The sequence below is a fragment of the Streptomyces sp. NPDC017225 genome, assembly GCF_044331465.1.
GTDB lineage: Bacteria > Actinomycetota > Actinomycetes > Streptomycetales > Streptomycetaceae > Streptomyces.
In genome coordinates this window covers 77,884-98,941 of record NZ_JBIRNE010000002.1, presented here as the reverse complement: position 1 = coordinate 98,941, position 21,058 = coordinate 77,884, and the positions used below count along the sequence as shown (strand labels likewise).

Genomic DNA, 21,058 nt, shown 5'->3' with positions numbered 1-21,058 from the left:
TGCTCCGCGTCGCCGGGCGGGTGCTGCCGGCGGTGCCGTACCGGACCGCCGGCCGGTCTCACCGGTTGATCTTGAACTGCGATCCCGGTTCGATCGTCACGTCCTCCTCGGCCGAGTCGGTGATGGTGACGTCGGTGAGGGTGGCGCTGCCGCGGGCGCCGCCCATCGCGAGGATGCCGGAGCCGTTGTTCGACTGGTCGATGCGGACGTTGTCCACCCTCACGTCCGGTATCTCGCCGCCTCCCGTCTTGAACTGGATGCCGTCATAGGTCGAGTCGAGGATGTCGGTGTCCCGGATGGTCACGCCGGGGATGTCCGGCCCCTGCGCGAAGAGGGTGATGGCGCCGAACTCCTGGTCCTCGTTCCAGAACGCGCCGCCCGTCCGGTGCAGGGCGTTGCCGGCGATGAGGGTCTGTCCGGAGAAGGGCAGCGGGTCGTGGTCGGTGGCGAGCATGATGCCGGGGTAGTTCATCGTGTCGGAGATGACGTTGTTCTCGATGGTGTTGCCGTAGCCGCCGTAGACCGCGATGCCGTTGGCCCGCCACGGGAGCTGGATGGTGTTGTTGCGGAAGTGGTTGTCGTGGCCGACGTCCACGGAGGTGTCCTTCACGTACTTGCTGGCCCACACCGCGAGGGAGTCGTCGCCGGTGTTGCGGAAGGAGGAGTTGTGGACCGTGGAGTTGCGGGTGCCGTTGGCGAAGTTGATGCCGTCGGCGTAGGTGTTGCGGATGCGCATGCCGGTGAACTCCAGGCCGTCGCCGGGGCCCCACAGCTCGGGGATGTTGGAGTAGTCGCGGCCGGCCCAGACGCCGACGTTGGCGTGCTCGATCCACACGTTGCTGATCCTGGTGTCCTGGCCGAAGCGGCCGTTGAGTCCGACGCCGCCCTCGTGGTTGCCGTCGCCGCCGCGGATGGTGCCCGAGCCGAGGATGGCGATGTCGGAGATCTGGGTGTTGTGGTCGATGTCGAAGCCGAAGTTGCCCTCGTGCGGGTGGTTGATGCCGCCGGCCTCGTGCGGCGGGGTCAGGGTGTGGAGCTGGGAGTGCCACATGCCCGCGCCGCGGATGGTGACGTCGCGGATGCCGACCGTGTTGAACTGGCCGCGGTTCTGCGGGTCGTCGGTGAGGATCTTCTGCTCCTGGCGCCACTGCCCCGCCGGGATCCACACGCAGGGGATCTCGCCGTTCTGGTCGGCGGTGACGGCGCGCTGGAGGGCGTCGGTGTCGTCGAGTCCGTCGCCGGGGACGGCACCGTACTCGGTGATGGAGGCGCAGTCGGCGGGCTTGGCCGCGGGCGGCGCGACCTGCTCCAGGTCGATCAGGTCGATGACGTGGAAGGCGGCCGAGTCGCCCGCGTCGCGCTGGAGGCGGAACTCGGTGCCCTCGGGGAAGGTCCTGTCCAGCAGCGCGTGGGACTCGTCGAACAGCCGCCGCGCGTCGCCGCCGGGCCGGTTGGTGAGGCCCTCGGGGTCGTCGGTGTTTCCGTACAGCCAGCTGTGCTTGGACGACAGAGTCAGTTTCTGTACGAAGCCGCCGTCGGCGTAGAGGCTGATCGTGGCGTCCGCTCCCCCGCCGCCGGGGGCGTCGGGGACGGAGTTGCGCACCACGATGGAGTTGGTGGGTGTGGTGGAGGTGAACTCGACGTACTCGCCGGTCGAGTCGAGCCGGACGGACTCGCGGCCGGACGACTCGGTGCCGAAGTTGGTGTGCCCGAAGGTCCGCTTGGCGTCGGTGGTGAGCAGGGTGCCGTTGTGACGGCCGTCCTCGGCCTCGTACTCGGTGTACGGCACGGCGGCGCCGCGTCCGACGACGAGGGACTTGGCGAGCACGTTGTTGTTCTCGTTGGTCTCGGTGACGACGCCGGTCGCGTCGGCCGTGGCGGAGAGTGTGACGCCACCGCCGGTCGCCGTCCAGGTGCCGCTGACCGGAACGTTCACGGTGGCGCCGGCGGCCACCGCGCCGGTGGTGCCGTTCAGGGTGGTGGAGCCGGCCTGGAGCCGGGTCACCGAGCCGGCCTGGACGGCGCTCGTGCCGCGGTTGTGCACGGCGACGGTGAAGGAGACCTTCGCGCCCACGGCCGGGTTGGCCGGATCGGTGGTGATGGAGCGCACCTCCAGGTCGGGTCCGGGGGCCCGGTCGACGACCAGTCGGCCGGAGGCGGTGCGGCTGTTGTTGGTGTCGTCCAGTTCGGCGACCGTGTCGCCCGGGTCGGCCACCGCGGCGACGGCGTAGTCACCGGCCGCGTGGGTGCCGGTGGCGACGGCGACCTCGGCGAACTCGCCGGGGTCGAGCGCGGGTACCTCCGCGCTGCCGGCGGTCGTCCCCTCCACGGTGACCTCGGCGGTCGTCGCGGCCGAGGGCGCGGTGCCGGCGTTGCGGACCGTGGCGTTCACGGTCACCTCGTCCCGCTCCGAGGGGTCGGCGGGTGACCAGTCGAGGCCGGTGACGGTCAGGTCGGGTGCGGGCGCGGCGGTGCCGACGACCTGGAACTCGGCGACCTGACCGCCGGGCGCGCCGGAGTTGGCGAAGAACCTGAGCCGTACGTCGGATACGCGGCCGGTGACCGGGATGGTCACCGTGTTGTCGTTGCCCGGGCTGAACGCGTGGTCGGCCCGGGCGCGCAGCGAGGTGAAGTCGCTTTGGCCCTGCTCCCGGCCTAGGACCTGGATGCTCTGGGTCCGGGCCGCCCATACGGGGGCCGGGTCGAGCTTGACGACCACGGCGCTGATGTCCGCGTCGGCGCCGAGTTTCACGGTGAGGTCGGCGGGGTGGCCGGCCGCTTCCCAGTAGGTGGAGGTCGAGTCGTCGGTGGCGTTGGCCGCGACGTAGGAGTGCACCGACGAGGTGGCCTCGGCCGGCTTGTTGCGGGCCAGGTTGGTGCCGGTGGGCGGTGGCTCGGTGTCCACTTCCTCGCCGTACACCTCCAGTTCGGAGAGCTGCGCGGCGTTCCAGCCGGTGTTGCCGCTGACGTGGACGCGGACGTAGCGCGCCTCGGAGGGGGAGGCGAGGTCGACGGAGACGGTGTTGGCCCGGTCCGGGGTGAACGCCCGTGCGGCAGATCCCGCGAGGCTGCCGAAGGTGGATCCGTCGGTGCTGCCCTGGAGGGAGAGGGTCTGGCTGCGGCTCTCCCAGCCGGCGGGCAGTTTGAGGACCACCCGTTCGACGTTCCGGACCTCGCCGAGGTCGACCTGCACCCACTGGGGGAAGGAACCGGCCGGGCCCTCCCAGTAGGAGGCCTGGGTGCCGTCGGTGGTGTGGCCGGCGGGGTACGAGCCGTGCGAGCCGCCCGCCGTTGCCGGGCGGCCGAGGGCGAGGTTGACGTCGGCGGCGGCCGTCGCGGCCCGCGCGGTGGCCGTGAGGGGCAGCGGGAGCAGCCCGACCGTCATCAGCCCGGCCACGACGGCGCCCGTCAGCGACCGTCGGCCGAGGGATCTCCATCTCATGGGGGTCCTCTGTTCCTTGGGGAGTCGGGGAGCGCGGCAGGCCGGCGGGGAGGGGGAGCACCGACGCACCGACCATGCGCGCCAATTGAGCAGGACAGTCGATTCTTTGCGGAAAGTGCGTCATCAGATTTCTAGTGCGTCACCGGTTTGTCAACGGTCCTCGTTACAGCGGGATTTGGGACGCAAACGGCTTGCGTCGCTTGCCACGTACTTGCGTTGACTGTGACCTGGTCAGGTACCACCGACAGGGCCTGGAAGTGGCTGCCGAACCTCGCGAGGCACGCAAGCGGTGTACGGGGACGAGAAACAGAAAGGCCGGCCCGACGCCAGTAGGCGTCGGGCCGGCCCTTGCCGGTGCGGGGTCCCCCGGGGGACTGGATCAGTCGGTGCCGAACTCCATCGCGGCGCGGTCCAGCAGCTCGTCGTCGCCGGAGACCTCACCGCGGGAGGCGATGGCCTGCGCGCCGCCCTCCGGCATGGCACCGATCAGCCCGGTCGAGGCGGCCTGGGCGGCACCGATGGCGGGGTTGGCGGTGCCGATCAGACCGAGCCCGGCGTACTGCTCCAGCTTGGCGCGGGAGTCGGCGATGTCGAGGTTGCGCATGGTGAGCTGGCCGATCCGGTCCACCGGACCGAACGCGGAGTCCTCGGTGCGCTCCATCGACAGCTTGTCCGGGTGGTAGCTGAACGCCGGGCCGGTGGTGTCGAGGATCGAGTAGTCCTCACCGCGCCGCAGCCGCAGCGTGACCTCGCCGGTGACCGCCGAGCCGACCCAGCGCTGCAGCGACTCGCGGATCATCAGCGACTGCGGGTCCAGCCAGCGGCCCTCGTACATCAGCCGGCCCAGACGCCGTCCCTCGGCGTGGTACTGGGCGAGGGTGTCCTCGTTGTGGATCGCGTTGACGAGGCGCTCGTACGCCGCGTGCAGCAGGGCCATGCCGGGGGCCTCGTAGATGCCGCGGCTCTTCGCCTCGATGATCCGGTTCTCGATCTGGTCGGACATGCCCATGCCGTGCCGGCCGCCGATGGCGTTGGCCTCCATCACCAGGTCGACCGGGGAGGCGAACTCCTTGCCGTTGACCGTCACGGGGCGGCCCTGGTCGAAGCCGATCGTGACGTCCTCGGCGGCGATCTCGACCGACGGGTCCCAGAACCGCACGCCCATGATCGGCTCCACGGTCTCCACGCCGGTGTCGAGGTGCTCCAGCGTCTTGGCCTCGTGGGTGGCGCCCCAGATGTTGGCGTCGGTGGAGTACGCCTTCTCCGTGGAGTCCCGGTAGGGGAGGTCGTGGGCGATGAGCCACTCCGACATCTCCTTGCGGCCGCCGAGCTCGGTCACGAAGTCCGCGTCCAGCCACGGCTTGTAGATCCGCAGCTGCGGGTTGGCGAGCAGGCCGTACCGGTAGAACCGCTCGATGTCGTTGCCCTTGAACGTGGAGCCGTCGCCCCAGATCTGGACGTCGTCCTCGAGCATCGCCCGGACGAGGAGCGTGCCCGTGACGGCACGGCCGAGCGGCGTGGTGTTGAAGTAGGCACGCCCGCCCGAGCGGATGTGGAACGCCCCGCAGGTGAGCGCGGCCAGGCCCTCCTCGACCAGCGCCGCGCGGCAGTCGACCAGACGCGCGATCTCGGCGCCGTAGGCCTTGGCGCGGTCGGGCACCGAGGCGATGTCGGGCTCGTCGTACTGACCGATGTCGGCGGTGTACGTGCAGGGGACGGCGCCCTTGTCACGCATCCACGCGACCGCGACCGAGGTGTCGAGGCCGCCCGAGAAGGCGATACCGACGCGCTCGCCGGTGGGGAGGGAGGTGAGGACCTTGGACATAGGAAGAGTATGCATGATTACGCATGACCATGCAAAGGTGGGTGGTCACCGGGCCGGCATCGCGACGTACTGGTACTCCAGGAACTCCTCGATGCCCACCGTTCCGCCCTCGCGGCCCAGTCCCGACTGCTTGACGCCGCCGAAGGGCGCGGCCGGGTCGGAGACGAGGCCGGTGTTGAGGCCGACCATGCCGACCTCCAGGCGTTCGCTGACGCGCAGGGCGCGGTCGAGGCCCTCGGTGAAGACGTAGCCGACGAGTCCCCAGGGGGTGTCGTTGGCCCGGCGTACGACCTCGTCCTCGTCGTCGAAGGTGAGGATCGCCGCCACGGGACCGAAGATCTCCGTGCCCATCAGGCGGCTGTCCGCACTGACGTCGGCGAGCACCGTGGGCGGGTAGAAGCGGCCGGGGCCCTCGGGCGTACGGCCGCCGACGAGAACGCGGGCGCCGCGCTCCACCGCGTCGGAGACCAGTTCCTCGACCTTGGCGCGTCCGGCGGCGTCGATGAGCGGGCCGACGTCGACACCGTCCCGGGTGCCGGGGCCCACGACGAGCGAGCCCATGCGGGCGGCCAGGCGCCGCGCGAACTCCCCGGCCACCGACCGGTGGACGAAGAAGCGGTTCGCGGCGGTGCACGCCTCGCCCATGTTGCGCATCTTGGCGACCATCGCGCCGTCCACGGCCACGTCCAGGTCCGCGTCGCCGAAGACGATGAACGGCGCGTTGCCGCCCAGCTCCATCGAGGCACGGACGACGGTGTCGGCGCACTGGGCGAGCAGCAGCCGGCCGACCTGCGTGGAGCCGGTGAAGGACAGCTTGCGGATCAGTCCGCCGCGCAACAGCGGCTCGCACACCTCCCCGGCCCGGGAGGTGGTGACGACGTTCAGCACGCCGTCCGGCAGTCCCGCCTCCTTGAGGATCGCGGCCAGGGCCAGGCTGGAGAGCGGGGTCTGCGGGGCGGGCTTGAGCACCATCGTGCAGCCGGCCGCGACCGCCGGGCCGATCTTGCGGGCGCCCATGGCCAGCGGGAAGTTCCACGGGGTGATCAGCAGGCAGGGGCCGACCGGGCGCCGGGAGAGCAGCATGCGGTTGCGTCCGTCGGGGAGGACACCGTGACCGCCGCCGACGCGGACGGCCTCCTCGGAGAACCAGCGGAGGAACTCGGCCGCGTACGCCACCTCTCCCCTGGCCTGAGCCAGCGGCTTGCCCATCTCGGACGTCATCAGGCGGGCGAGCCCGTCGGTGCGGTCGAGGACGATCTCGTACGCGCGGCGCAGGATCTCGCTGCGCGCCCGTGGTGCCGTGCGGGCCCACTCCTCCTGCGCCTGGACCGCCGCGTCCTGGGCGAGCCGGGCGTCCTTCGGGCCGGCGTCGGCGACATGGCAGAGGATCTCGCCGGTCGCCGGGTCGTCGACGGGCATGGTGGCGCCGTCGGCGGCGTCCGCCCAGGCACCGCCGATGAACAGCTGGGTCGGGGTGTCGGTCATGGGGTCCCTCCTGGTGCCCGGCCGGTGGGCCGGGCTCGGTCGCCGTGTGCCGGTGTGCGGTGCTCGTGCGCCCGAGCGCCGGAATGCCGGGGCGCGGTCGTCATGTCCCGTACGGTCACCGTGGCCCGTGTGGTCACCATGGCCCCTGGGGTCACCGTCATTGGTCAGCCGCTCCCGACGTACCGGCCTCGACCGCCGCCGCCCACGCCCGGAGCCCGTCGTCGACGGCCGGCTCGTCGATCACCAGCGCCGGGATCATCCGGACCACCTGGTTCCAGGCCCCGCAGAGCAGCAACAGCAGGCCCTCGTCGACGGCGGCCCGCTGGACGCGGGCGGCGGTCTCGGGGTCCGGGTCGCCGTCCTCGGTGACGAACTCACTGGCCAGCATCAGCCCCATTCCCCGTACGTCGCCGATGGCCGGCGTGCGGGCCGCCACCGCCTCCAGCCCGCCGCGCAGCCGCGCCCCCATCGCCTCGGCGTTCTCCACGAGCTTCTCGTCGCGCACGACGTCGAGCGTGGCGCAGGCCGCCGCGCACGCCACCGCGTTGGCGCCGTACGTGCCGCCCTGCGAACCCGGCCACGCCTTGCGCATCAGTTCCTCGGGGGCGGCGATGCCGGACAGCGGAAAACCGCTGGCCAGGCCCTTGGCGGTGATGAGGATGTCGGGCGTGACCCCGAAGTGCCCGTGACCCCAGAACCGGCCGGTGCGGCCCACGCCTGTCTGCACCTCGTCGAGGATCAGCAGGAATCCGTGGCGGTCGGCGCGCTCCCGCAGGCCCTCCATGAAGGCGCGGTTCGCGGGTACGTACCCGCCCTCGCCGAGCACCGGTTCGACGATGACGGCGGCGGTGTCGGCGGGCGAGGAGATGGTCTGGAGGGTGTAGTCGAGTTCCCGCAGGGCGAAGCGGGTGGCGGTCTCCTCGTCCCAGCCGTAGCGGAAGGCCGTCGGGAACGGGGTGACGACGACACCGCTCATCAGCGGTGAGAAACCGGACCGGAAGCGGGTGCCGGAGGTGGTCATGGAGGCGGCGGCCACGGTCCGGCCGTGGAAACCGCCGTGGCAGACCAGGACGTTCGGCCGGCCGGTGGCCTGGCGGGCCAGGCGCAGCGCCGCTTCCACGGCCTCGCTGCCGGAGTTCATGAAGAACAGGCTGTCCAGGCCGTCCGGCAGCACCTCGCCGAGCTTGTCGACGAGGTCCCGCAGCGGCTGGTGCATGACGGTCGTGTACTGACCGTGCACCAGCGTGCCCACCTGTTCCCGGGCGGCGGCGACGACCCTCGGGTGACAGTGCCCGGTGCTGGTGACACCGATGCCGGCGGTGAAGTCCAGATAGCGGCGGCCGTCCTCACCATGGAGGTGGACGCCCTCCCCCCGGACCGCCACGACGGGCGTGGCCTGGCGAAGGTGCGGCGACAGTGCGGTCATGGTCGTCTCCCGGCCTGATCGTCGGTCTGCTGCTCTCCCGAGCCTTCCCAGGGCCCGGGGTCCGGCAACGCGTGATCTGTCCGGCCGGGCCGCGGTATCCGGACGTTGTGTCAACCATTGGGGTCCCGCCGCGCGCCCCGGCCGCGCCACGGCCGCCGTCCGAGCGCTCTTGCGCAGGTCAGTGACGCTTGTCAGAGTGACGCCAGGCGTGCAAGGAGGCACTGTGGGCGAGAAGCGGCACCGGGGCCCGGTGGGACGTCCCCTCACCGTGGCCGACGTGCTGGCCCTGCCGGTCCTCGCCGCGGGAGAGCCGCGGGTGGTCACCGGCCTGGATCACGTCGGCCGGCCGGTCCGCTGGGTCCACATCACCGAACTGACGGACCCGGCCTCCTTCCTCAAGGGCGGTGAACTCGTCCTCACCACCGGCATGCCCCTGCCCGACGACCCCGTCGCCGTACGCCGCTACGTCGACGAACTCTCCGCCGTCGGTGCCGCGGCCCTGGTCATCGAACTCGTACGCCGCTATCACCGGCCGCCCGACGCCCTCGTCGACGCATGCCGGACCCGCGGCCTGCCTCTGGTCACGCTCGCCAAGGACGTCAACTTCCTGGAGGTCACCCAGGTCGTCCACACACTGATCCTCGGCAACCAGGCGGACGCGATGCGCAGGACCCAGCGCGTCCACGAGGCGTTCACCGCCCTCACCCTGCGCGGCGCCGGTCCGCAGGACGTGCTGCGCGCCGCGGCCCAGATGTGCGGCCGCACGGTCGTGCTGGAGAACCTGGTCCACCGGGCGCTGCTCTGTGAGCCCATGGGCACTGCGACAAAAGCGGCGCTCACCGACTGGGAACGGCGTTCCCGGGCCACCCCGCCGGCCGACCGTACGGGGCTCTTCGGCCCCGAGGGCTGGCTCGTGGCCCCGGTGGAGTACCAGGGCGAGGACTGGGGTCGGGTGATCATGCTTCCCGGTCCGCCCGGCACGCCCGGTCCACCCGGCACGTCCGGCTCTCCCGGCACGCCCGGTCCTTGCGGCACACCCGGTCCTTGCGGCGCGCCCGAGGCCTTCGGCCCCGAGGACGTCACCGTGCTGGAGAGGACCGCGATGGCTCTCACCATCGCCCGCCTCACCCACCCCGTCTCCTGGGAACGCACCGCGCACCGCAACGCCCTGCGGGACCTCGTCGAGCAGCGGCACCGCTCCCCCGCGGAGGCGCGCGCCCGGGTGGCGGCACTGGGGCTGCCGACGGAGGGCGCCCGCTTCGTCGCCGTCCTCGCGGACGTGCCGGCAAAGGACGACACCGTGAGGACCGAGACCCGCCTCACCGAGGAACTGGGGGCGACGGGGGCCCCGGCGCTCGTCGGCCGCCTCGCCCCCACCCGCCTCGGAATCCTGCTGGCGCTGCGCCCGTCCGGTCCCTGGCGGCAGGCCGTGGAGCGGCTGAGCCGCACCGCCCGGGACGCGGTCCCGGACACGACCGTGAGCGTCGGCTCCCCGGCCTCGGACCTCGCGGACGTCGCCCGCTCGTTCCGCGAGGCGGCCCGGGTGGCCGAGGCCACCGAGCCCGGTCAGCCCCTCCCGCCGGACCGCTCCTTCCACGAACGGTCCGACATCGGCCTGCGCCGCCTGCTCTTCGCGCTGCGCGACGACCCCCGGGTCCAGGACTACGCGGAACGGCAGCTGGGCCCGCTCCTCGACCACGACGCCCGGCACGGCACCGACCTCCTGGCCACCCTGCGCGGCTACCTGGACGCCGCCGGCAACAAGACCGTCGCCGCGCGCGCCGGCGGTCTGTCCCGGGAGACCGTCTACCAACGGCTGCGCACGATCGAGCGGTTACTCGGCCGCGACCTCGAATCCGGCGGGCAGCGCACCGAGGTCCACGTGGCGCTGCACGCCCTCGACGCCCTGCGCGGCGGCTGACCGCTCACCGCCTCGCGCGTCGCCCGTTCACCCATCCGAGCAGGACCATCGAGCACACCGCCGCGAACGCGCACCACGTCGAGACGAACTCCAGCCGCCACAGGGCCCAGCAGACCGGCGCGCCCACGCCGGTCAGGTACCCGAGCACGCGCAGGCCCCGGTCGCCGGACAGCAGCAGGGAGCCGACCGTGGCCACCAGGTAGCCCACGACCAGCGGCCCGGCGTGCGGCAGGTCCACCGCGTAGCCGATCGTGTGGCCGCGGATCTCCGCCCGCACAGGGCGCGTGGCGAGTACGTACGAGAGCACCGTCGCCGTCGCGGCTCCGGCGGCGAGCGGCACGACGAGTCGACGCCGTGCGGACCGCGGGGCGGCGCACAGCACGCCCGCCGGTACCCACAGAGCGAGCAGTGGGAGGGCCATGACCGTCCAGGCCAGGGTGGCCGGTCCGGTCCCTCCGTCCGAGGCCCAGACCGCCGCCTCGACCATCTGATGGAGTCCGAGCAGCAGGGGCAGCGCGGCCAGCGGAAGGTCGCGGCCCCGTCGGGTCCGCGCCACGCAGGCCACGCCGACGGTGGCGACCGCCGCGCCCGCGACGAGGTCGGCCTCCGCGCTCCAGCACATCCTCGCGTCCTCGGGTCGGCCGACGGGCCCCCATCCTCACCGATCCGGTGGGGCACGGCCTTGTCGACACGGCCGCACCACCGTAAGTGGCCCCGCCTGCCCGCCGTCCCTCCGGTCCGCCACCCCGCGACGAGCGGTGCCACCCGGGGTCACCGGGTGGCACCGCTCGTAGTACGGCCGGCGGATCAGGCGTCGGCGGTGGCTTCCTGGCCGAACACGGCGTGCAGCCGCCGCGTGTGGTCGACACGGCGTTCCGGGCCGGTGAGGGTCACCGTCGCCGTCAGGAGCGGGTCGGTACTGGACGCGGCGAGCCGGAGCTCCAGGTCGCCCGGCTCGACGACACGGTGGCCGTCGCGCCCGGTGAAGGAGGCCAGGTCGGCCGGGACCGAGACGCGTACACGGCGTCCCTCACCGGGAGCCAGCGGCACCCGCGTGTAGCCGACGAGGCGCTGCACCGGCTGGACGACGGAGGCGACCGGGTCGTGCAGGTAGAGCTGGACGACCTCGGTTCCGTGCCGTTCGCCGGTGTTGCGGACGGTGAGTTCCAGCCGGAAGGCACCGTCCGTGGGCGCCTCCTCGGTGTCCACCGTGAGGTCGCTCCAGGCGAACGTCGTGTAGGTGAGGCCGTGCCCGAAACCGAAGGCGGGTGTCGGGTCGATGTTGGACACCTCGCTGGCGTGGGCGAGCCGCGCCCCGAGATACGTGGTCGGCTGGGCGCCCGCCCCGCGCGGCACGCTGACGGGCAGCCTGCCGGTGGGGCTGGTGCGCCCGCTGAGCACGCCGGCGATGGCGGCGGTGCCCTCCTCGCCCGGGAAGAAGGACTGCACGATCGCGGCGGACTCCGCCACGGCGCGGCCCAGGGCGTAGGGCCGCCCGGCGAGCAGCACCGTCACCACGGGCTTGCGGGTGTCCAGCAGCGCGTCGAGGAGCTGCTGCTGGGCGCCGGGCAGGGCGAGCGACTCGACGTCGCAGCCCTCTCCACTGGTGCCGCGGCCGAACAGTCCGGCGCGGTCGCCCAGGACGACGACGACGACATCGGCGTCGCGGGCCGCCCGGACGGCCTCGGGGATGCCGATGACGTCCCCGTCGTCGACCCCCGTGCCGCGCACGTGAGTGAACTCGGCGTCGGGGAACTCGGACGCCAGGGTGTCGCGCAGGGTGGGCAGTTCGATGCCGACCGGGTTCTCGGGGTGGTGGACGCCGATGTGCTGGGGGAAGGAGTAGCAGCCCAGTACGGCGGTGGGCTCGTCGGCGTTGGGTCCGACCAGGGCGATGCGGCGCGGCCGGTCCAGGGGCAGGGTGCCGTCGTTGCTCAGCAGCACGACCGCTTCCTCGGCGACCGTGCGGGCCAGTTCGCGGTTCGCCGGGCCGTCGAGGTCGATCCTGCCGCGCAGCGCGGCCGGGTCGTCCGGGTCGGCGCCGTCGAGCGCGGGCGGCACCGGGTCCCAGTCCGGGTCGAGCAGCCCGAGCGCCGCCTTCTGGGTGAGTACCCGGCGCAGGGCGCGGTCGATCACCGACTCCGGCACGCGGCCGTCGGCGACCGCCTCGACCAGGGTCGCCCCGAACGTCTTGACCGTCGGCAGTTCGACGTCCACGCCCGCCCGCAGCGCGGCGCCGGCGGCCCCCGCCCAGTCGGCGGCGATGCCGTGCAGCGTCTTGAGGAAGGCGATGCCGAAGTAGTCGGCGACCACGGTGCCGTCGAAGCCCCACGTGTCGCGCAGCAGCCCGGTGAGGAGGTCCTCGTCGGCGGCGGCGGGCATGCCGTCGATGTCGGTGTAGGCGTGCATCACCGATCGGGCGCCGCCCTCGCGGATCGCCATCTCGAAGGGGGGCAGCAGCACGTCGGCCCGCTCGCGCGGGCCCACGGAGGAGGGTGCGAGATTGCGTCCGGCGCGGGAGGCCGAGTAGCCGACGAAGTGCTTGAGGGTGGCGACGACGCCGGCGTCCTCCAGGCCCCGCACGTAGGCGGTGCCGATGGTGCCGACGAGGTACGGGTCCTCGCCGATGGTCTCCTCGACCCGGCCCCAGCGGGCGTCGCGCACCACGTCCAGGACGGGTGCGAGGCCCTGGTGGACGCCGACGGCCCGCATGTCGCGGCCGATGGCGAGGGCCATGCGCCGGACCAGGTCCGGGTCGAAGGTGGCGCCCCAGGACAGCGGGACGGGGTAGGCGGTCGCTCCCCAGGCGGCGAAGCCGGCCAGGCACTCCTCGTGCGCGACGGCGGGGATGCCGAAGCGGTTCTCGGAGGCGATGCGGGCCTGGGTGCGCATGAGGGAGAGCGCGCCGAGCGCCGGGTCGACGGGGGCGGTGCCGAAGGGACGGGTGAGTTGGCCCAGTCCGGTGGGCAGGAGGGCGTCGAGGTCGACGGCCTCCTCCATGTCGTGCTGATGGGGGGCGACGTCTCCGCCCTCGTTGGACGCGCCGACCCACACGCCGTACAGCTGGGCGATCTTCTCCTCGGGGGTCATCGCTTCGATCAGTGCGGACACCCGGTCGGTGAGGGATCGGGCGGGGTCGTTCCAGAGGGGCACTTCGGGGGTGGTCTCTACGGCCACGTTGGCGGTCACTTTCCTCCGGCACCCATCAGGCCCTGGACCAGGGCGCGACGGGCGAACAGGTAGACGAGCAGGATGGGCACCATGGACAGCACCACGGCTCCCAGCAGACCGGGGATGTCGATGCCGTGCGCGGTCTGGAAGTTGTACAGGCCCAGGGTGACCACCTTGGTGGACTCTGACTGGGTCAGGACGAGGGGGAACAGGAAGCCGTTCCAGGCCTGGAGCGCGGAGAACACCACGATCGTGGACAGTCCGCCGCGGGACAGCGGCAGGACGAGCTGGAAGAACACGCGGCGCGGGCTGGCGCCGTCCATCGCCATGGCCTCGTACAGCTCCTGGGAGATGTCACGCATCGCGCCGCTGAGGATCAGGGCGGACATCGGCAGGCAGAACGCGGCCGTGGGCAGGATGACGCCGAGGAGGTTGTCGTACAGCCCGGCTTCGCTGATCAGGTAGAACATCGGCACGATCACGGCCTGGGCCGGGATGGCGAGGCCGAGCAGGAACAGCCGGAAGATCGCCGACGTGGTCCTGCCGCGGCTGCGGACGATCGCGTAGGCGAGCGGCGGGACCAGCAGCAGCACGATGCCGATCACGGAGGCGGTGACGAGCAGGGTGTTGAGGAAGTACTGGCCGAAGCCCGAGTCGAAGGCACCGGTGAAGTTGTCCAGCGTGAAGCTGTCCGGGAACGAGACCGGGCCGTTCTCGGCGTAGTCCTGACGGGTGCGCAGGGTCGCGGAGAGCATCACGTACAGCGGCAGGCCGACCAGGAGGAGCCAGAAGAGCGAGCCGGCGCCGGCCAGGTAGTTCGGTCGGCGTCTCATGACACACCCTCCGCTGAGCCGCGCATCTTGTCGTAGCCGGAGACCCGGACGACGATCAGCGAGATGATCGTGGCGGCGACGACCAGGGCAAGGGCGATCGCGGAGCCGGTGCCGTAGTCGAAGCTCTTGAACGCCTTGTCGTACATGTAGTAGGCGCTGATGGTGGTGTCGGTGCCGGGGCCGCCCTGGGTCAGGATGAGGACCGTCTCGAACGTGGTCAGACCGCCGACGATCATCAGGATCCCCGAGGTGACCATGGAGGTGCGCAGCTGCGGCAGCGTGATGTGGAAGAACTGCCGGTAGCGGCCCGCCCCGTCGATCTCCGCGGCCTGGTACAGCACCGGCGGGATCGCGCGGGCGGCACCCTGGTAGATCAGCGTGTGGAACGGGGTGAACTGCCAGGTGCTGACGAACGCCAGCACCCCGATGGCCGTGGCCTGTTCACCGAACAGGTTGCCGTCGCCGAACAGCCAGGTGGCCTCGGCCGGGATGCCGAAGTTCGGGTCGAGCAGCGCCCGCCACAGCACGGAGACGGCCGTCGCGGACAGCAGCAGGGGAATGAAGTAGATGACCGACAGGACGGCGCGGTTGCGCTGGTGACCGGCGGCCCAGACGCCGAGCAGGATGCTCAGCGGGGTCTGGAGGACCACGCCGAGCGCGGTCAGCAGCAGGGTCAGCCAGATGCTCTTGAGCATGACCGGGTCGTCGATGAGGCGCGACCAGTTGTCGGTGCCGACGAACTCGGGCGAGCTGAGCCCGTCCCAGCTCATGAAGGACAGCACCGCCACCATGATCAGCGGGACGATCGCGAAGAGGGCGAAGAAGACCGCGGCGGGCAGCGCCCAGGCGAAGCTCGGGCGGCCTATCTTCGTTGCGGACGAGGCGGGCGGCCGCCGCCGGGACCCCTTGCGGGGTTCGGCGGGCGGCCGGGCGCTCGTGGTCTGTGTGGTCATGAGCCGTTCGTCACTCGGTCGGGAGGGCCTGCATGGCCTTGATGAAGCCGTCCGTGTCGAGCTGTCCGTTGAAGAACTGCTGGATGGCCTTGTGCATGTCCGAGCTCGCCTTCTGCGGGAACGACTGGTCCCAGGAGAGCTGGAAGGACGGGGCGTCGGAGACGAGGTCGTACTGGAAGCGCGAGTACTCGGGGGTGCCCGAGGTCTCGATGAACTTGTCCGTGTTGGTCGTGGTCGGCAGGTTGCCGATGTCCAACTGCGCCTTGACGAAGTCGTCGGAGTACATGAGCTTCAGGAACTCGGCGACGGCCTCGGGGTGCTTGGTCTTCTTCATCACCGAGTAGTAGTTGTTGGTGTTGCCGGCGACGTTGCCCGGGTCGCCCTTGCCACCCTCGACGGCCGGGAAGGCGGTGTAGCCGAGGTCCTTCTCGGCGAAGTCCGGATGGTCCGTCAGCTGCTGGGAGTAGTACCAGGAACCCATCAGCTCGAAGCCGGCCTTGCCCGAGGCCACCAGCTGGACCGAGCCGCCGTTGGTGTACTTGACGGAGTCGTAGTTCTTGCCGAAGGCGCCGGCGTCGACGAGCTCCCTGATCTTGTCCAGGGCCTCCTTGCTGTCCGCGCTCTCCCAGGCGGCCTTGTCGCCCCCGACGGCCTTCGCGAACAGCTCCGGGCCGGCGATGCGGTCGTAGAGGTACTGGAACCACATCTGGGTGGGCCAGACGTCGCCGCCGCCGAGCGCGATCGGCGTGACACCCTCGTCCTTGAGCTTCTCCACCGCGGCGAGCAGTTCGTCCCAGGTCTTCGGCGGCTGGACGCCGGCCTTGTCGAGGACCGCCTTGTTGTGGAAGAGCAGGACCGGCTGGGTGCCGCGCATCGGGATGCCGTACGGCTTGCCGTCGACGACCGCGCTCTCGAAGACGCTCGGCAGGAACTTCTTCTCCAGGTCCGGGTTCTTCTTGATGAAGTCGTCGAGCGGCAGCAGCAGGTCGGCCTTGACGAACGGCTTGATGCTGCCGCCGCCCCAGTTGAAGAAGACGTCCGGGGCCTGGGGGGTGTTGATGATCGTCTGCAGCTTCTTCTGGTAGTCCGCACCCGGGATGGTGTCGAGGACGACCTTGACGTCGGACGTCTTGTTGAACGTGTCGACGATCTTCTGCTCGACCTTGTTGGTGGCGTCCCCGTAGACCAGGACATGGATCTTGCCGTCGTCGGACGACGCCCCGCCGCTCCCGTCACCGCAGGCGGACAGGCTCAGCGCCATGGCGAGCGTCGCACCGGTGGCGACCAGTCTGGGCAAGCGCGCACGTGTCTTCATCGTTCGCCTTTCGAAAGTTTCGGCATCAACACCGAAAGTCCATGCTGGTCGGACAGTAAAGTCAGACGGGATTTCCGGTCAATGGTCGTGCAGGTGCCGACTCAAAACGTTATCGATCGGATGGCCTATCCTGCCTCCATGCACGATGAAGTTGAGGTGGGAGCGAGGGTCACCCTGGCCGCGGTGGCGAAAGAAGCGGGGGTGTCCCCTCCGACAGTTTCGAAAGTCCTCAACGGTCGTTCGGACGTCTCCAGCACCACCCGGGTCAAGGTGGAGCGGCTGCTGGAGGCCCACGGCTACCGCCGCCGAAACTCGAACCCGTCGCGCTCCCCGCTGGTCGAACTCGTCTTCCACGAGCTGGACAGCGTCTGGGCGATGGAACTCGTCCAAGGCGTGGAGACCGCCGCCAAGGCGAACCGGGCGACCGTGGTGCTCACGAGGAGCGGCACCCGGCACGCACCGGCGCCCGACTGGATCGAGGGGGTGCTCCGGCGCAGGCCACTGGGTGTGGTGCTGGTCTTCTCGTCACTCCCCGCGGAGATGAAGCACCGGCTCCGGTCGCGGAACATCCCCTTCGTCATCGTCGACCCTGCCGGCGACCCGGACCCCGACGTGCCGTCCGTGGGCTCCGCCAACTGGGCCGGGGGCCTCGCCGCGACGCGTCATCTCACCGACCACGGGCACGAACGCGTCGCGATCATCACCGGGTTCGAGGACATGCTGTGCTCGCTGGCCCGTCTCGACGGGTACCGGTCGGCCATGACCATGGCGGGCCTGACGATCGACCAGCGCCTCGTCCGCTTCGGCGACTTCGACGTGCAGAGCGGTTTCGAACACGCGATGGACCTGCTGGACGGCCCCGTCCGGCCGACGGCGATCTTCGCGGGCAGTGACCTGCACGCCCTCGGCGTGCTGGAGGCGGCCCGGGTCAGAGGCCTGCGCGTGCCCGAGGACCTCTCGGTCGTCGGCTACGACGACGTACCGCTGGCCCAGTGGTCGAGCCCGCCGCTGACCACGGTCCACCAGCCGCTGCGGCACATGGCCGAGGAGGCGACCCGCATGCTCTTCCGCCCGGACGGCCCGGGCCGCGCCGCCCAGCGCATCGAACTGGCCACGCACCTCGTCGTACGGCAGAGCACGGCGCCACCGGGAGGAGCCTCCGCCGACGCGTGACGACGACCCGCCGGTCACCGCCGGCCGCTGTCGGTGGGTCGCCCCCCCTCCCGGCGGGTCACACGGCACCGCGCCGTGCGCCACCACGCCGTCACGCGGTCCGTGAGCGGCCCCGACCGGTTCGGGAGGCCACGGCGAGCCATCCGGCCGACGCGCCGACCGCGTACCAGAACAGGTCGGGTGTGTCGAAGGTGGAACCGAGGACCAGGCGGGCGACGGCGCTGTGCCGGGAAAGCTCCGCAGGAACCCCGCTGAGCTGTGAGAACTCCACCGCCCAGCTGAACGTCAGGGCGACCGCGCCTGCTTTCCACGCCGTCACCCGTGGCGCCACCAGGACGACGAGGGCGACGATCAGCAGGGTGTACAGGGCGTCTCCGCCGTACTTGGCCACGTCTCCCGCCGCCACGGCCCTGAGGCCCAGCCCCGCTCCCACGGTCGTCAGGGCGGCCGCAGCCGCCGCAAGGCGGGTCCGGTTCCTCCCTTCGCTGTCGACACCCGCACCGGTCTTGGGAGGAGAGGCCATACGGTCATTCTGCGGGACCGGCTCCGCTCCCCGGCGGGGCGGGTGGGGCGGTGCGGGTGGGCGGTGCGGGTGCGGCGGTGCGGGTGCGGCCGGGGTGGCCGGCACAGCGTCGTTCCTCGGCCGTTGTGCGGGAAGGCGTCGACCCTTGTGCGGGGAGGCGTCAGCCGTTGTCCGGGAAGGCGTCGTGTTCGCGGAGGACACCGATGACCTCGTCGTCGCTCACCTGCTCGAAGTCCTCGTACCAGTGACCGACCGCCCGGAAGTCCGGCGGCCGGTGCGGACAGACCACGTCGTCGGCCTCCGACTCCATCTCGGCCGCGGTCTCGGGAGCGCTGACGGGAACGGCGAGGATCAACCGGGCGGTACGCCGACGGCGCAGGTGCCGCAGGGCGGCGCGGGCGGTGGCGCCGGTGGCCAGTCCGTCGTCGACGAGCACCACGGTCCGGTCCTCGACCCGGGGCGGGGGCCGGCCGCCCCGGTACAGCAGTGCGCGACGGTGCAGTTCGGTACGCTCGCGGGCCACGTCCGGGAGGAGGCGGTCCTCGTCCAGGCCGAGCATGTCGAGTGCCCGCCGGTCGAACAGCGGCGGGTCGTCGCCCACGATCGCGCCGATGCCCGTCTCGGGTCGGCCGGGAAGGCCGATCTTCCGTACGACCAGCACGTCCAGCGGCGCTCCGAGCGCCCGGGCGACCTGGGCGGCCACGGGGACGCCGCCCCGGGGCAGCGCGAGCACGAAGGGGTTGGGGAGGTCGCCGCCGGACGCCCGTTCCACGAGGTGGACGGCGAGTTCCTGGCCGGCTTCCCGGCGGTCGTGGAATCGCATGACCGGGTATCTGCCTTTCTTACGAGGAGGAGGGGCCCCGCACGGTGTCGCGTGACCGGCCGGAGCGCTCATCGTCCGCCCGCCCCCTCAGGTGGTCACGGAACCAGCCGGCGGCGGCCTCGGTGACCTGGTCCAGGGCGCCGGGCTCCGGGAAGAGGTGCGTGGCCCCGGCCACGACGTGAGTCAGGTGGGGCACGGACAGCCGTTCCGCGGCTTCGCGGTTGAGGTCGAGCACCACCGGGTCGCTGCCGCCGACGACGAGCAGGACCGGGGCCACGACCATGGGCAGCACGTCGCCGGCGAGATCCGGCCGTCCGCCCCGCGACACCACCGCCGCGACCTGTCTCGGCCGCTCCGCCGCGGCCACCAGGGCGGCGGCCGCCCCGGTACTGGCCCCGAACAGACCCACGGGCAGGTCCGTGGTGTCCGGGCGTCGCTCCACCCAGTCGACGGCGTCCACGAGTCGCCGGGCCAGCAGCGCGATGTCGAAGCGGTGCCCGGCCGTCGCCACGTCCTCGCGCTCCTCGTCCCCGGTGAGCAGGTCCAGCAGCAACGTGCCGAAGGACGCCCGGCGCAGTCCGGTGGCGACCGCCCGATTGCGGGGACTGAGGCGCGAGCTGCCACTGCCGTGCGCGAACACGACGATTCCCCGTGCCCCGCCGGGGACGATCAGGTCCCCGTCCAGCGTCACGCCGTCCGAGGTGACCCGTACGGATTCGGAGATCACGCGTGTTCATCTCCCCTGGTGCTGTCCGATGGCCGCTACCGGGTACCCGGCCGAGTGATCGGGCACACCGGGACACACCGGGTGGGCAGACCGGTACACACCGGGTATGACACGCGAGCCCCCACGCTCGGCCCCGCCTTCGTCCCCGGGCTTCCGGTGTAGTGGCGCAACCGCGGGTACTCGCCCGGTGCCAGCCACCGGCTCTCTCGGCCGGAACGCACCATGGGGAAGGACGCCCACCTCATGCAGCATGACGAGATGATCGGAAAAGTGCAGGCGCTCGCCCAGTTGCCCGACCGGGGTTCTGCCGAACAGGCGACGCGGGCCGTACTGGAGACACTGGCCGAGCGGCTGCCGTCGGGGCTCGCGGATCACACGGCCGCCCAACTGCCTGCCACGTTGGCCACCACCATGCGACAGGTGACGGGTTCCACCGCCGAGGGGCACTCGGACACGTCGGCCGAGCGATTCGACCTCACCGTGTTCGCCGGCCGGATCGCGGGCCGCGCGGCGACGGACGAGGACCAGGCCCTGCGCGAGGCCGCCGCCGTGCTGGAGGTGCTCGACGCCGCCCTCACTCCGGAGCTGACGGAGAAGGTGTCCGGGGCACTGCCCGCGGACATCCGCGAGCTCCTGCCCGCCGGCCGCACCGTGGAGGGCGACTGAACCGGGACCGCGCCACCGCGCCCGGCGCCGGTGCGGCTTCCGAGCCGTCATCGGGTCCGAATCCACGCACAGTGCGCAGATCACCTTGAGCGTCCCGGCCCGATCACCTCCTGAGCGGCGGGTGCCGGACACTCTGCGAGACTGCGCGCTGACTGTCGTACGGATCCGGAGAGCACGAACATGACCGACCGCGGTATCGGGCGGACCGGGGCCAGGGGCACGGGACGGCGATCGGCACGACGCGCTACTACTACGGGTCCGCCTCCATGCGGTTCCTCGTCGAGCCGGAACCGCCCGGAAGGTAAAAGAATCACAAAGTAGCGGGATGGTCGACGGAAGGCTCCCTCCTCCTTCGGAAGCACTCCGAAGGAAAAGGACCAGACGTGGGCGGTCACCGCCCACCCGGACGGCACCTACGCGCTGAGGAACGTGAACTCCGGACTCTGCGCGGACATCAGCCAGAACTCCACCCAGCCGGGGGCCGCCGTCATCCAGTGGCCGTGCGGCGGAGCCCCGAACCAGCGCTGGACCGCCACACCCGAGGACGGCGGCTACACCCTCACCGCCCGGTCCAGCGGCCTGCTCCTCACCGCGGCGTCCACCACCGGCGGCGCATCGCTCACCCATCGTCCCGCGACGTCCGGCGCGATCCAGACCTGGACGTTCACCGGCGTCTCCTGAGTCCGTGGCTCGGCCCCGCCCGGGCCGTCCGGCCCACGGACATCGCAGGCTCCCTCCCCTCCGCCAAGGACTCTCCCCGGCGGACCACGTGACG

At 71.6% G+C, this 21,058-nt stretch carries 15 protein-coding genes and 1 pseudogene; 4 read left to right on the top strand and 12 right to left on the bottom strand.

Features of this window, described 5'->3' with window-relative positions; translation table 11 throughout:
• Positions 1–58: 58 nt before the first annotated feature.
• The 4 genes from ACH4NX_RS04060 to ACH4NX_RS04045 form a co-directional block, all read right to left on the bottom strand.
• Positions 59–3,442, bottom strand: coding sequence for a CARDB domain-containing protein (locus tag ACH4NX_RS04060; RefSeq protein ID WP_398127029.1), 3,384 nt, complete (start codon positions 3,440–3,442; stop codon positions 59–61).
• Positions 3,443–3,821: 379 nt separating this feature from the next.
• Positions 3,822–5,267 carry an argininosuccinate synthase gene (gene argG / locus ACH4NX_RS04055; RefSeq protein ID WP_279562984.1) on the bottom strand — a complete coding sequence of 482 codons (1,446 nt, stop codon included), beginning with the start codon at positions 5,265–5,267 and terminating at the stop codon, positions 3,822–3,824.
• A gap of 45 nt (positions 5,268–5,312) precedes the next feature.
• The gene (locus ACH4NX_RS04050; RefSeq protein ID WP_398127030.1) at positions 5,313–6,752 is read right to left on the bottom strand and encodes an NAD-dependent succinate-semialdehyde dehydrogenase; all 1,440 of its coding nucleotides are present in this window, start codon (positions 6,750–6,752) and stop codon (positions 5,313–5,315) included.
• A 157-nt stretch (positions 6,753–6,909) separates the two neighbouring features.
• Positions 6,910–8,178: an aminotransferase class III-fold pyridoxal phosphate-dependent enzyme gene (locus ACH4NX_RS04045; RefSeq protein WP_351397846.1), complete on the bottom strand. Its 1,269-nt coding sequence runs from the start codon at positions 8,176–8,178 to the stop codon at positions 6,910–6,912.
• A 223-nt stretch (positions 8,179–8,401) separates the two neighbouring features.
• On the opposite strand from ACH4NX_RS04045, the gene ACH4NX_RS04040 reads away from it, so the two are divergent.
• Complete coding sequence (locus ACH4NX_RS04040; protein ID WP_398127031.1) at positions 8,402–10,099, top strand: PucR family transcriptional regulator; 1,698 nt, start codon at positions 8,402–8,404, stop codon at positions 10,097–10,099.
• Positions 10,100–10,103: 4 nt separating this feature from the next.
• Here ACH4NX_RS04040 and ACH4NX_RS04035 read toward each other — a convergent pair whose 3' ends face one another.
• The 5 genes from ACH4NX_RS04035 to ACH4NX_RS04015 form a co-directional block, all read right to left on the bottom strand.
• A complete protein-coding gene (locus ACH4NX_RS04035; protein ID WP_398127032.1) occupies positions 10,104–10,721 on the bottom strand; it encodes a DUF6629 family protein in 618 nt (205 codons plus the stop codon).
• Between the two features lie 185 nt (positions 10,722–10,906).
• Positions 10,907–13,288: a beta-glucosidase gene (locus ACH4NX_RS04030; protein ID WP_398129938.1), complete on the bottom strand. Its 2,382-nt coding sequence runs from the start codon at positions 13,286–13,288 to the stop codon at positions 10,907–10,909.
• Complete coding sequence (locus ACH4NX_RS04025; RefSeq protein ID WP_279562990.1) at positions 13,285–14,103, bottom strand: carbohydrate ABC transporter permease; 819 nt, start codon at positions 14,101–14,103, stop codon at positions 13,285–13,287. The genes ACH4NX_RS04030 and ACH4NX_RS04025 overlap by 4 nt, the downstream gene beginning before the upstream one ends.
• Entirely contained in the window at positions 14,100–15,056 is a 957-nt protein-coding gene (locus tag ACH4NX_RS04020) for a sugar ABC transporter permease (RefSeq protein WP_279562991.1), read from the bottom strand. The genes ACH4NX_RS04025 and ACH4NX_RS04020 overlap by 4 nt, the downstream gene beginning before the upstream one ends.
• 10 nt (positions 15,057–15,066) lie before the next feature.
• Positions 15,067–16,371 (bottom strand): extracellular solute-binding protein, encoded by a 1,305-nt coding sequence (locus tag ACH4NX_RS04015; protein WP_351397838.1) that lies wholly within the window; start codon positions 16,369–16,371, stop codon positions 15,067–15,069.
• A gap of 138 nt (positions 16,372–16,509) precedes the next feature.
• Here ACH4NX_RS04015 and ACH4NX_RS04010 point away from each other — a divergent pair, with 138 nt between their 5' ends.
• Complete coding sequence (locus ACH4NX_RS04010; protein ID WP_398129939.1) at positions 16,510–17,544, top strand: LacI family DNA-binding transcriptional regulator; 1,035 nt, start codon at positions 16,510–16,512, stop codon at positions 17,542–17,544.
• A 91-nt stretch (positions 17,545–17,635) separates the two neighbouring features.
• On the opposite strand, the gene ACH4NX_RS04005 is transcribed toward ACH4NX_RS04010, so the two are convergent.
• The 3 genes from ACH4NX_RS04005 to ACH4NX_RS03995 all read right to left on the bottom strand — a co-directional run bounded on the left by ACH4NX_RS04005 (position 17,636) and on the right by ACH4NX_RS03995 (position 19,617).
• On the bottom strand, positions 17,636–18,067 hold the full coding sequence (locus ACH4NX_RS04005) for a DUF2809 domain-containing protein (protein ID WP_398129940.1): 432 nt from the start codon (positions 18,065–18,067) through the stop codon (positions 17,636–17,638).
• Between the two features lie 160 nt (positions 18,068–18,227).
• Positions 18,228–18,890: a phosphoribosyltransferase gene (locus ACH4NX_RS04000; protein WP_398129941.1), complete on the bottom strand. Its 663-nt coding sequence runs from the start codon at positions 18,888–18,890 to the stop codon at positions 18,228–18,230.
• A gap of 19 nt (positions 18,891–18,909) precedes the next feature.
• Positions 18,910–19,617, bottom strand: coding sequence for a dienelactone hydrolase family protein (locus ACH4NX_RS03995; RefSeq protein ID WP_398129942.1), 708 nt, complete (start codon positions 19,615–19,617; stop codon positions 18,910–18,912).
• A gap of 243 nt (positions 19,618–19,860) precedes the next feature.
• On the opposite strand from ACH4NX_RS03995, the gene ACH4NX_RS03990 reads away from it, so the two are divergent.
• Complete coding sequence (locus ACH4NX_RS03990) at positions 19,861–20,283, top strand: DUF2267 domain-containing protein (RefSeq protein WP_351397826.1); 423 nt, start codon at positions 19,861–19,863, stop codon at positions 20,281–20,283.
• A 387-nt stretch (positions 20,284–20,670) separates the two neighbouring features.
• Positions 20,671–20,964 (top strand): annotated as a pseudogene (locus ACH4NX_RS03985) (RICIN domain-containing protein); the annotation flags it as partial.
• Between the last annotated feature and the right edge of the window lie 94 nt (positions 20,965–21,058).

Bases quoted from the DNA above. Each gene is read 5' to 3' on its own strand.
- ACH4NX_RS04005 (WP_398129940.1), bottom strand. From the start codon at position 18,067: ATGGCCTCTCCTCCCAAGACCGGTGCGGGTGTCGACAGCGAAGGGAGG.
- ACH4NX_RS04025 (WP_279562990.1), bottom strand. From the start codon at position 14,103: ATGAGACGCCGACCGAACTACCTGGCCGGCGCCGGCTCGCTCTTCTGG.
- ACH4NX_RS04045 (WP_351397846.1), bottom strand. From the start codon at position 8,178: ATGACCGCACTGTCGCCGCACCTTCGCCAGGCCACGCCCGTCGTGGCG.
- ACH4NX_RS04000 (WP_398129941.1), bottom strand. From the start codon at position 18,890: ATGCGATTCCACGACCGCCGGGAAGCCGGCCAGGAACTCGCCGTCCAC.
- ACH4NX_RS04035 (WP_398127032.1), bottom strand. From the start codon at position 10,721: ATGTGCTGGAGCGCGGAGGCCGACCTCGTCGCGGGCGCGGCGGTCGCC.
- ACH4NX_RS04020 (WP_279562991.1), bottom strand. From the start codon at position 15,056: ATGACCACACAGACCACGAGCGCCCGGCCGCCCGCCGAACCCCGCAAG.
- ACH4NX_RS03990 (WP_351397826.1), top strand. From the start codon at position 19,861: ATGCAGCATGACGAGATGATCGGAAAAGTGCAGGCGCTCGCCCAGTTG.
- ACH4NX_RS04010 (WP_398129939.1), top strand. From the start codon at position 16,510: ATGCACGATGAAGTTGAGGTGGGAGCGAGGGTCACCCTGGCCGCGGTG.
- ACH4NX_RS04015 (WP_351397838.1), bottom strand. From the start codon at position 16,371: ATGAAGACACGTGCGCGCTTGCCCAGACTGGTCGCCACCGGTGCGACG.
- ACH4NX_RS04060 (WP_398127029.1), bottom strand. From the start codon at position 3,442: ATGAGATGGAGATCCCTCGGCCGACGGTCGCTGACGGGCGCCGTCGTG.
- argG (WP_279562984.1), bottom strand. From the start codon at position 5,267: ATGTCCAAGGTCCTCACCTCCCTCCCCACCGGCGAGCGCGTCGGTATC.
- ACH4NX_RS04050 (WP_398127030.1), bottom strand. From the start codon at position 6,752: ATGACCGACACCCCGACCCAGCTGTTCATCGGCGGTGCCTGGGCGGAC.